Source organism: Polaribacter sp. (assembly GCF_965656025.1).
In the GTDB taxonomy this organism is placed as follows: domain Bacteria; phylum Bacteroidota; class Bacteroidia; order Flavobacteriales; family Flavobacteriaceae; genus Polaribacter.
Genome location: NZ_CBFHJT010000027.1, coordinates 6,919 through 16,908, shown reverse-complemented (window position 1 = coordinate 16,908; position 9,990 = coordinate 6,919). Strand labels below are relative to the sequence as shown.

Annotated in this window: 10 protein-coding genes and 2 pseudogenes; 7 read left to right on the top strand and 5 right to left on the bottom strand. The window is 30.6% G+C overall.

From position 1 onward, the window contains the following. Together ACTG3S_RS07000 and ACTG3S_RS06995 are read left to right on the top strand one after the other, a co-directional pair. The coding region (locus ACTG3S_RS07000) for a T9SS type A sorting domain-containing protein (protein WP_439128644.1) at positions 1 to 341 on the top strand (341 nt) is incomplete at its 5' end. Beyond that, entirely contained in the window at positions 341 to 1,018 is a 678-nt protein-coding gene (locus ACTG3S_RS06995) for a hypothetical protein (protein WP_439128643.1), read from the top strand. The genes ACTG3S_RS07000 and ACTG3S_RS06995, both read left to right, overlap by 1 nt. Before the next feature lie 77 nt (positions 1,019 to 1,095). Here the strand turns inward: ACTG3S_RS06995 and pruA are convergent, their stop codons facing one another. Beyond that, the gene (pruA, locus tag ACTG3S_RS06990; protein ID WP_439128642.1) at positions 1,096 to 2,721 is read right to left on the bottom strand and encodes an L-glutamate gamma-semialdehyde dehydrogenase; all 1,626 of its coding nucleotides are present in this window, start codon (positions 2,719 to 2,721) and stop codon (positions 1,096 to 1,098) included. A 146-nt stretch (positions 2,722 to 2,867) separates the two neighbouring features. Here pruA and ACTG3S_RS06985 point away from each other — a divergent pair, with 146 nt between their 5' ends. Next, complete coding sequence (locus tag ACTG3S_RS06985) at positions 2,868 to 3,578, top strand: NRDE family protein (protein ID WP_439128641.1); 711 nt, start codon at positions 2,868 to 2,870, stop codon at positions 3,576 to 3,578. On the opposite strand, the gene ACTG3S_RS06980 is transcribed toward ACTG3S_RS06985, so the two are convergent. From ACTG3S_RS06980 to ACTG3S_RS06965, 4 genes and pseudogenes are all read right to left on the bottom strand, one after another. Further along, positions 3,556 to 4,365, bottom strand: a complete 810-nt coding sequence (locus ACTG3S_RS06980; protein ID WP_439128640.1) for a hypothetical protein — start codon at positions 4,363 to 4,365, stop codon at positions 3,556 to 3,558. The genes ACTG3S_RS06985 and ACTG3S_RS06980 overlap by 23 nt on opposite strands. A 30-nt stretch (positions 4,366 to 4,395) precedes the next feature. After that, a pseudogene (locus ACTG3S_RS06975) lies at positions 4,396 to 4,551 on the bottom strand (DUF3667 domain-containing protein); the annotation flags it as partial. Positions 4,552 to 4,688: 137 nt separating this feature from the next. Then, on the bottom strand, positions 4,689 to 5,075 hold the full coding sequence (gene apaG / locus ACTG3S_RS06970) for a Co2+/Mg2+ efflux protein ApaG (RefSeq protein WP_439128639.1): 387 nt from the start codon (positions 5,073 to 5,075) through the stop codon (positions 4,689 to 4,691). A gap of 49 nt (positions 5,076 to 5,124) precedes the next feature. After that, positions 5,125 to 6,348, bottom strand: a complete 1,224-nt coding sequence (locus tag ACTG3S_RS06965) for a DUF5103 domain-containing protein (protein ID WP_439128638.1) — start codon at positions 6,346 to 6,348, stop codon at positions 5,125 to 5,127. Positions 6,349 to 6,553: 205 nt separating this feature from the next. On the opposite strand from ACTG3S_RS06965, the gene ACTG3S_RS06960 reads away from it, so the two are divergent. The 4 genes and pseudogenes from ACTG3S_RS06960 to ACTG3S_RS06945 form a co-directional block, all read left to right on the top strand. Beyond that, a complete protein-coding gene (locus ACTG3S_RS06960) occupies positions 6,554 to 7,903 on the top strand; it encodes a Na(+)-translocating NADH-quinone reductase subunit A (protein ID WP_439128637.1) in 1,350 nt (449 codons plus the stop codon). A 4-nt stretch (positions 7,904 to 7,907) separates the two neighbouring features. Continuing rightward, a complete protein-coding gene (locus tag ACTG3S_RS06955; RefSeq protein ID WP_439128636.1) occupies positions 7,908 to 9,107 on the top strand; it encodes an NADH:ubiquinone reductase (Na(+)-transporting) subunit B in 1,200 nt (399 codons plus the stop codon). A gap of 2 nt (positions 9,108 to 9,109) precedes the next feature. Next, on the top strand, positions 9,110 to 9,898 hold the full coding sequence (locus ACTG3S_RS06950; RefSeq protein ID WP_439128635.1) for a Na(+)-translocating NADH-quinone reductase subunit C: 789 nt from the start codon (positions 9,110 to 9,112) through the stop codon (positions 9,896 to 9,898). Between the two features lie 6 nt (positions 9,899 to 9,904). Beyond that, a pseudogene (locus ACTG3S_RS06945) lies at positions 9,905 to 9,990 on the top strand (NADH:ubiquinone reductase (Na(+)-transporting) subunit D); the annotation flags it as partial.

The following is a 9,990-nucleotide window of genomic DNA, read 5'->3' as shown; positions in this document are numbered from 1 at the left end:
ATAGAACCTCTAACGAAAAAGATTTTGAAATATTTATTAAAGAAGGTGGGAAGCTAGAAATAAAAACAGCAAAAGAATGTGAAGGTGTCTACAAAACCTCCATAGAAACTATTTTGTTATTAGGTAATCCTGTTGGTAATAGTATAGATTTATTAGTGCCCTTAGAATCTAATAACACTAAAATACAAGCTATAATTTCTGATGTAAAAGGAAATGTTGTTTTAAACGGTTTTTATACAGTAATAAACAATAGAATGTCTATACCTTTCAGCAATTTTTCAAAAGGAATTTATATTCTTAAAACTTCTATAGATGCTAAACCTATAAAAATATTGAAATAATGAAAAAAGCGATTTTAATTTTTAGTCTAAGTATTTTTTGCTTTTTAGTGAGCTGCTCTAAAGAAGAGCCAAAAAATTTACCACCTACAGCAGTAAGTTTAACGTTTCCAACGCAGAATCAATTATGCATCAATAATTCTATTACTTTTAATTGGAGTGATGCTACTGACCCAGAAGAAGAAGAGATACAATATAGAATAATCATTGCTAAAGACAGACAGTTAACAAATATTGTAGAAACAAGATCTTTAAGTGCAAGTCAGTTAACTTTAACTTTAGACAAAGCCACTGCCTATTATTGGCAAGTAATTGCTTCTGATGAAAGTAATAACGAAAGCGCACCCACAGTAGTTAATGCTTTTTATACCAAAGGAGATGCTAGCACTAATTATGCTCCTTTTATGGCAGATTTAAAAACTCCTGAAAATAATGCAAACATAAATAGTGGTTCTGTAAGTTTAACTTGGGAAGCATCTGATGTAAATACAAGCGATGACTTAACTTACGAAGTATTTTTTGGAGAAAACACTACTTTAACTTTATTAGAAAGTGCAGTTACCACAAAAACATACGATGTAACTGTAGAATCTGGTAAAACTTACTCTTGGCAAATAAATGTGATTGATGATAAAGGCGCAAAGTCTATTGGACAAATCTGGAGCTTTACTGTCAATTAAATAATAGATTATAATTAAAAAATAAAAAAGGTTCATTTATTAAAATGAACCTTTTTTATGTATAATAAAAATAAATTTTATCCTAAAAACGGATATTTATAATCCTGTGGAGTTACAAATGTTTCTTTAATTAATCTTACAGACGTCCATCGTAACAAGTTTTGTGCAGAACCTGCTTTATCATTAGTTCCAGAAGCTCTAGCACCACCAAAAGGCTGTTGCCCAACAACTGCACCAGTTGGTTTATCATTTATATAAAAGTTACCTGCTGCATTTTCTAAAGCTTTAGAAGCTTTTTCTACAATATATCTATCTGTAGAAAAAATAGCACCAGTTAATGCATATTCTGTAGAAGTATCAACTAATTCTAGAGAATTTTCCCATTCACTATCTTCATATAAATAAATAGTAATTACAGGTCCAAATAACTCAGTTGTCATAGTTGCATAGGTTGGCGATTTTGCTAAAATTACAGTTGGCTCTATAAAATAACCTACAGACTTATCGTGGTTACCTCCTAAAATAATTTCTGCATCACTATCTGCTTTTGCTGCGTCTATATATTTAGATATTTTATCAAAAGAACCTTCGTGTATAACAGCGTTTACAAAGTTAGAAGGATCTTCTGGAGAACCCATTTTTAATTCGTTTACTTGTTTTGTTAAGTGCTCTTTAACATCATTCCACATAGAAGTTGGTATATAAGCACGTGAAGCTGCAGAACATTTTTGACCTTGATACTCAAAAGCACCTCTGGTAATTGCTGTTGCTACTTGTAAAGGCTTTGAAGAATTGTGTGCCCAAATAAAATCTTTACCACCAGTTTCTCCTACAATTCTTGGATACGTTTTGTAATTATGAATATTGTTACCAATCTGTTTCCATAAGTTTTTAAATACAGTTGTAGAACCAGTAAAATGCAATCCAGAAAAATCTGGAGACGCTAATACCGTGTCAGAAATCATTACAGGGTCTCCATAAACAACATTTATAACGCCATCTGGCAAACCAGCTTCTTTAAATAAATCTACAATTACTTGTGCAGAATATGCTTGGTGATCAGAAGGTTTCCAAACCACAACATTACCCATTAAAGCAGCTGCTGCAGGTAAATTTGCAGCGATCGATGTAAAGTTAAAAGGAGAAATTGCATATACAAAACCTTCTAAAGGTCTGTATTCAACTCTGTTCCAAATACCTGGAGCAGATTGTGGTTGGTCTTTAAAAATATCTGTCATGTACTGCACATTAAATTTAAAGAAATCTATCATCTCACAAGCTGCATCAATTTCTGCTTGATGCACGTTTTTAGATTGTGCAATCATAGTAGCAGCATTCATTTTTGCTCTGTAAGGGCCAGCTAATAATTCTGCTGCTTTTAAGAAAATAGAAGCGCGTTCCATCCAGCTAACGCTAGACCAAGCTTGTCTTGCAGCTAAAGCTGTACTAATTGCTTCATCTATATGTTTTTTTTCTGCTGTATGATATTGCCCAACAATATGTTTATGGTCATGAGGTGGTGTAATATTTCTAGTGTTTCCAGTTCTTACTTCTTCCCCATTAATATACATAGGAACATCAACATTTCCTTGGTACATGTTTTTATAGGTTTCTAATAATTCCTTTCTTTCAGGAGAGTTTGGTGCATATCCTTTTACTGGTTCGTTTACCGGAATTGGTACATTAAAAAATCCTCTTGCCATTTTATAAGTTTTTTAAATTTAATCGTTTAATTTTGATGTTGTAAAGTTACAATTTTTGTTTCAATAAATTTAGTAGATATTTATCTTGTTTTATTGAATTAAAATCAAGAATATCTCTAAAAAACCAAATTAATCATAATTTAAATATGTGTACAGTAACCTATCTTCCTTTGGGCAAAAAAAAATTCATTTTAACTTCTAATAGAGATGAAACGCCTTTAAGAAAAACACTACCGCCTAATGATTACATAGAAGATGGTGTAAAGTTAACGTACCCAAAAGATGAATTGGCTGGTGGAACTTGGATTGGAGTTAGCGAAAAACAGCGATTGGTTTGTTTGTTAAATGGTGGTTTTAGAATTCACAAGAGAAAAGCATCTTATAGAATGAGTAGAGGTATTATTGTAAAAAAAATACTTTCTAATGATGATGCAGTTGCCTTTATACAAAATTTCAATTTTGATGATATTGAGCCATTTACTTTGGTTTTAGTGGATTGGCATAAAGAGTTACAAACGTATGAGTTGGTTTGGGATGGAGAAAAAAAGCATTTTAAAAAACTGCCACAAGAACCTAAAATATGGTCATCATCTACTTTGTATACAGAAGAAATAAAACAATTAAGAAAAGATTGGTTTGCAGATTGGCTTTCTAAAAACAAACACTATGCTCAAGATGCTATTTTAGAATTTCATCAAAATGATAATTTGGGTGATAAAACGATAGCACCAAAAATGAAAAGAAAATTTGTAGAAACGGTTAGTGTTACTTGTATTGAAAAATTAAAAACAAATATTGAAATAACTTATTTAGATATTTTGAATAAAAATAGCCTTAAAAAAGCATTAGAGATATAATAGATAATAAGCTAAAACCTATGGTAGCAACTAAGAAATAACTAAAGTTTAAGAGAAAGAATTTTACAATGGTTTTAAAATAACCTTGTTGGTAAAACTTTTTCATAGCAATAATTAGATAGAGTAAAAAGAGCGCTAAAAAAATCCAAATTTCTGGAGTTATATCCAATATTTCTAAAATAAAATAAATTGAAAACAGCATAAAAAATACTGTTTGAACATGAAAAACAAATATTAAATGATCTACATAAGTAAATTTTCTTCGGATGTAAAAAAGTTTTAAAAATAAGGTGAAGAATGGTAATAAAATAAATAAAGCAACAGAACTATAAGATAATATTTGGCTTAAAAACTCTTCTCTACTATCTTTAGTAACCAAAGAATTTACAGCTTTGGCTCTTGTATATAAAAACCTATTTGTAAAGTTTTTTTCGAAACCTAAAGAATCTAATGCAGTATTTATGGCTGTTTTTGGGTTTTTCTTTTGGTATTTTATAAATTTGTCTAACCTGTTGTGCCCGCCAGCAATTGTAACATTAAAGTCGTCGTTTTTTGATTCAGTAGTATCTTTTTCTTTTTTAATTTCTTTTTCTACTTCTTTTAAAACTTTTTCTTTTGTTTTTTTAGGAATAGGAATAAAAGATTGATTTAATATTACTGCTGCATTATTTCTTATAGAATCGATTTCTTTTTCATTAAAATCTTTTTTTCCTTTATCTTCTTTTATTTCATCTACAATTTTATCTGCACTATCTTCTGCTAAATCTTCATATTTATCTTTTGTCATAGAAATACCTACAATTAAAAAGAAAATTATAGAAACTGTTAAATAAAAACGAAACGGATTAGAATATCTGCTTCTTTTACCTGCAACATAGTTTCTAGAAACGATACCTGGTTTTATTAATAAAGGTATAATTGTATTCCAAAATTTAGCGTCAAAATTAAAAAGACCATTAAAAACTTCGTGTATAAAGCTTTTAAATGTAATTCTATTACCCTTGTTTGCTTGCCCACATTCTGGGCAAAATTTTTCTTGTCCAAAAAATGGATGACCACAATTTAAACAAGATGGATCTTTAACTTTGGCTACTTTATTTCTAGATTTAGTTAGTTTAATAAGTCAGGTGTTGTTAGTTGAAATGTTGGTATATAAACTTTAAATTGTTGATAATCGTCTAAGTTTATCATCGTGTAAAAACCTTTCATGGCTCCCATGTTAGATTCTAAAAAACAACCAGAATTGTAGGCATATTTATCTTTTGGTTTTAAGGTTGGGGTTTGCCCAACAACTCCCTCTCCACTAACAATTTCTGTTGGATTTAAAGAGTCGTAAATTTTCCAGAAACGATCTGTAAGTTTTACAGTATGTTGGCTATTATTTTCTATTGTAATTTTATAACTAAAAATATGATATAGTTTCTTGTTTTTAAAACTAGTGCCTTTATAATTAGTTGCAACAGAAATTTTAATCCCTTTTGTAATTTGCTGAATCATACAAGGTAAATGTACTTTTTTTGGTTTGTTTCTGCAAATAAAATAATTACTATCTGTTTTGGTTAAAAAAACCTGTTCCTACACCAATAACTCTGTCATACAAACTACCAAAAGGTTTGTAGTATGTAATTACGGTGTATTCGTTTTCAGTTTCAAAAAAAGAACCATTAATTTGATGTGTATTTACCAAACCATCTGTACCTATAGTTGCATAGGTGTAGTTATAAAAACCTTGTTTTAATAAAATAGAAGCATTGTAAGCGTTTGTATTCGGGTTAAAATACATTCTGTTTTTATTTGAAATAGAAAAATCATTATATGCGCCATATACATAAACTTCTTTCTCTTTAAACATTTCGTCTACTTGTAGCGTAAAGTGCATTAAGGCATAATCTGCTTCGGTATCATTATCATTATCATTTCCTTCTAAGGTTCGTATTACAAATTGCCCATTAATATCTGGGTTGTAGGTATACTCTAAAAATTCATTATATTCATACGGATATATGTAGTGATTAAAAACATCGTCTTTTGTAATTTTTACAATGTTTAAGCTTTTATTCCTTATGATTTTACTATCAAAATTCAAATACTCATTATCACCCCAAAAGTTTGTTTTGTTTGTATAGGTGTATAATAATTGATTGGGTTTAAAAAAAGTAGGTTGTAAATCAGTAATGGTTTCATTCCAATTATTATTTTTGATAATAGCCACGTTTATTTCTAACCCAGGATTATTTATTTGAATATTTGGATGATTTACAGAAAACTGAATGGTTTGCTGTGTATTTACTGTTTTTGTATTTCTACTTCTGGCTACAGAAACTCCAATAGTTGCTAAATTTTCATAAAGTACGAAACGTCTTGTAAAAACAACTTCATCATAAGCATCTAAAACAGATAATAAATAATTACCGCTTTTAGTAATCACTGTATTTACATTGGGTATTTTAACCTCATAATGCGAGTAGCTTTGAAAGGTGTTAAAAGAATTGGTAACATTGTTAATGTAATTTTGGTCAAAACCATCTATGTATTGGCTAGAAAGTAGTCTGCTTTTTTGCCAATCATGTGTCATGTGTTCAACTTTATATTGATATTCTCTACTATCAGCTTCCAAATCATCAAAAGACAATTCTAAAACAGTCCCTAAAGGAACTATTGCCGAAAAATTATTTTCTTGTAAAGGTCTAAGCTGAATGGTTTTTATGTTTTGAGCTTCTAAAAAACTTACAAAAATTAAGAAAAAATAAAGTATACAATATTTAAACATAGTACAAAAGTATCAATCATTTATTATAATTATCAATTTTTAAGCCAAAAAATAATTACGATAACGTTTTCTTATAATTATTTATTTAGAATAATTATAAATAAGAATATTTTGGCAATATTAACAACTAATTATATCACTCTTAACCCTCAAAATCTTTAAATTTGCATCGATTTTTTTAGATAACTAAATATTCCAATTTACTATGTCAAAAGACATTCGTATTAAAAAAGGCTTAGATATTAAGCTTGTTGGCATTGCAGAAAAAACAACTACAAATACCAAACAAAGTAGTGTTTATGCAGTTAAGCCAGAAGACTTTCACGGAATAATACCAAAACTAACAGCCAAAGAAGGTACAGAAGTAAAAGCAGGTGAGGCACTTTTTCATTTAAAAGGTGATGACCGTATTTTATTTCCAAGTCCTGTTTCTGGTAAAGTTACAGAGGTAGTTCGTGGGGCAAGAAGAAAAGTATTAGCAGTAAAAATAGCTGCAGATGCAACACAAACTTATAAAGATTTTGGTACTAAAAACGCAAGCGAAATGTCTGCGGAAGAAGTTAAAAGTTATTTATTTGAAGCTGGTTGCTGGCCATTTATAAAGCAACGTCCTTTTGATGTTGTTGCAAATCCAAATCAGGCACCAAAAGCTATTTTTGTTTCTGCATATGCAAGTGCACCTTTAGCAGCAGATTTAGATTATACATTAGCTGGTAAAGAAGCAGAATTGCAAGCAGCAATAACAGCAATATCAAAACTAACAGAAGGCAAGGTACATGTTTCTGTGGGTGCTAAATCAAATTCGCCATTGGCAAATTTAAATGGTGTTGAACTTCACAAAGTTTCTGGACCACATCCATCAGGAAACGTAGGTACACAAATAGCTAAAATAAATCCTTTAAATAAAGGAGAAGTTGTTTGGGTAGTTACACCACAAGATTTAGTAATTATTGGAGAGTTGTTGTTAACTGGTAAGTTAAACTTAACTAGAACAGTAGCTTTAACAGGTTCTCAATTTAAAAATCCACAATACGTAACTGCTATTGCGGGTGCTAGTATTGCAGATATTACAAAAGACAATCTTAATAACGATAATACTAGAATTATTAGTGGTAACGTACTTTCTGGAAAAGAAGTAAAAGAAGACGAATTTTTAGGGTATTATGATAATCAAATAACAGCCATTCCAGAAGGAGATGATTACGAGTTTTTCGGATGGAATAAACCTGTTTTTGATAAAGTTTCTGCTTCTAGAGCATTAACTTTTTCTTGGTTAACACCCAATAAAAAATTCGACTTAAATACCAATACAAACGGAGAACATAGAGCATTTGTAGTTACAGGCGCTTACGAACAAGTATTTCCTTTAGACATATACCCAATGCAATTGTTAAAAGCATTTATGTATAAGGATTTAGATGAAATGGAAGCTTTAGGTGGTTACGAAGTAGCACCAGAAGACTTTGCACTTACAGAATTTATTTGTGTATCTAAACAACCTCACCAAAAAATAATTCGTGAAGGTTTAGATTTAATGAGAGAAGAATTAGGATAAGATTATGGGCTTAAAACAAAACTTACACAATTTAAAAGAAAAGTATAAAGGCACAAAAATGGCACCTGCGTTTAACGCAATTCATACGTTTTTATACTTGCCAAATGAAGTTACTCATGGAGGAACTCACATAAAAGCAGCAGACGATTTAAAGCGTACTATGAATACAGTTATCATGGCGTTAATTCCTGTATTAATTTTTGGTATGTTTAACGCGGGTTACCAGCATTATGCAGCTATAGATCCATCACTTAGAACAGACGTTTTAGCAAACTTTTTTACTTGGGATAACCTTTGGATTGGAATCATAAAAGTATTGCCATTGGTAATAGTTTCTTATGGAGTTGGTCTTCTAGTAGAATTTATTTTTGCAGTTATAAAAGGGCACGAAGTAGAAGAAGGATACCTAGTAACAGGTATGTTAGTTCCATTAATTGTACCTGTAGATACGCCACTTTGGATGTTGGCAGTAGCAGTTATTTTTGGAGTAGTAATAGGTAAAGAGGTTTTTGGTGGTACTGGAATGAATATTTTAAACCCAGCATTAACCATTAGAGCATTCTTGTTTTTTGCCTATCCAACTTGGATGTCTGGAGACAAAGTATGGGTATATGATGCAGTAGAAAGAGCAGGAACAGCAGATGCAATTTCAGGAGAAACTATTCTAGGTAGCTATGCACAAGGACAAGAAGTAATTTATTCTAATTGGGATAAATTTATGGGCTTTATACCAGGTTCTGTTGGAGAAACATCGACCTTATTAATTCTTTTAGGAGCTGCTTTTTTAATTTTTACTAAAATAGGAAGTTGGAGAATTATTCTATCAACTTTTATTGGTGCAGCTGTAATGGGGTTAATTTTTAACCAAGTTGTGGCAGCAGATGTTATTACAGAATCAAGCAAGTTTTACGGATTAATGAATACACCATTTTGGGAGCATTTAATGATTGGTGGTTTGGCTTTTGGTGCTGTGTATATGGCTACAGACCCTGTAACTGCATCGCAAACCAACAAAGGAAAATGGATTTATGGATTTCTTATTGGTTTCTTATCAATAATGATTCGTGTGTTCAATCCAGCATATCCAGAAGGAGTATTCTTAGCAATATTATTAATGAATGTCTTTGCACCAACCATAGACCACTATGTTGTACAAGGTAATGTTAAGAAAAGAATGAAACGTTTAAAAGCTAAAACTGCTTAATTATGAGTAAAAAAACAGATAGCAATAGTTATACAATAATATTTGCCATTATAATGGTAGTTGTTGTTGGGTCTTTATTAGCATTTACAGCCTCTTCTTTAAAACCTAATATTAAGGAAAATGAAAGAATGGAAAAGCAGCAAAATATTTTGTATGCTATGGGTATAAATGATAATACAGAAGGAAGCATCACATTTGTATCTACAGATGTAGTTGGAGAGGTTTTTTCTAAAAATATTTCTGAACAAATTGTTTTAGAAATAAAAGATGGTAAAATCTTAAAAGAAATGAATCGTGATGAGTTTATGGCTGCAAACAATAACAAAGAGCCATATTTAATCGATATTAAAAAAGAACAAACCAAAGCAAAAAATGGTAAATCTCGTTTTTTACCTTTATTTAAAGGAGAGCAAGATGGTAAAACCGTATATGTTGCACCTATTAGAGGTAAAGGTTTATGGGATGCAATTTGGGGTTATGTAGCTTTAGATAAAGACATGATTGTTAGAGGTACATTTTTTGATCATGCAGGAGAAACTCCAGGTTTAGGAGCCAACATAAAACAACGCTATTTTATGGACGATTTTTATGGAGAAAGATTATTAACAGAAGCAGGTGTATTTAAAGGCATTACTGTAGCAAAAGGTAATAATGATCCTAAAAATGAAGATAAAGATGATTATGAAGTAGATGCATTAGCTGGTGCTACAATTACTGGTGATGGTGTTTCTGCTATGATAAAAAAAGATTTAAGGTTGTATTTACCATACTTCCAAAATTTAAAAAATTAATTTAGAATGGCACTACTTTCAAAAAAAGATACGAAGTTAATTACAGATCCTTTAACGGATAACAACCCAATTACCATACAAGTATTAGGTAT

Excerpts from the sequence above, each read along its gene's own strand:
- ACTG3S_RS06995 (WP_439128643.1), top strand. The coding sequence starts at position 341 with ATGAAAAAAGCGATTTTAATTTTTAGTCTAAGTATTTTTTGCTTTTTA.
- pruA (WP_439128642.1), bottom strand. The coding sequence starts at position 2,721 with ATGGCAAGAGGATTTTTTAATGTACCAATTCCGGTAAACGAACCAGTA.
- ACTG3S_RS06985 (WP_439128641.1), top strand. The coding sequence starts at position 2,868 with ATGTGTACAGTAACCTATCTTCCTTTGGGCAAAAAAAAATTCATTTTA.
- ACTG3S_RS06980 (WP_439128640.1), bottom strand. The coding sequence starts at position 4,365 with ATGACAAAAGATAAATATGAAGATTTAGCAGAAGATAGTGCAGATAAA.
- apaG (WP_439128639.1), bottom strand. The coding sequence starts at position 5,075 with ATGATTCAGCAAATTACAAAAGGGATTAAAATTTCTGTTGCAACTAAT.
- ACTG3S_RS06965 (WP_439128638.1), bottom strand. The coding sequence starts at position 6,348 with ATGTTTAAATATTGTATACTTTATTTTTTCTTAATTTTTGTAAGTTTT.
- ACTG3S_RS06960 (WP_439128637.1), top strand. The coding sequence starts at position 6,554 with ATGTCAAAAGACATTCGTATTAAAAAAGGCTTAGATATTAAGCTTGTT.
- ACTG3S_RS06955 (WP_439128636.1), top strand. The coding sequence starts at position 7,908 with ATGGGCTTAAAACAAAACTTACACAATTTAAAAGAAAAGTATAAAGGC.
- ACTG3S_RS06950 (WP_439128635.1), top strand. The coding sequence starts at position 9,110 with ATGAGTAAAAAAACAGATAGCAATAGTTATACAATAATATTTGCCATT.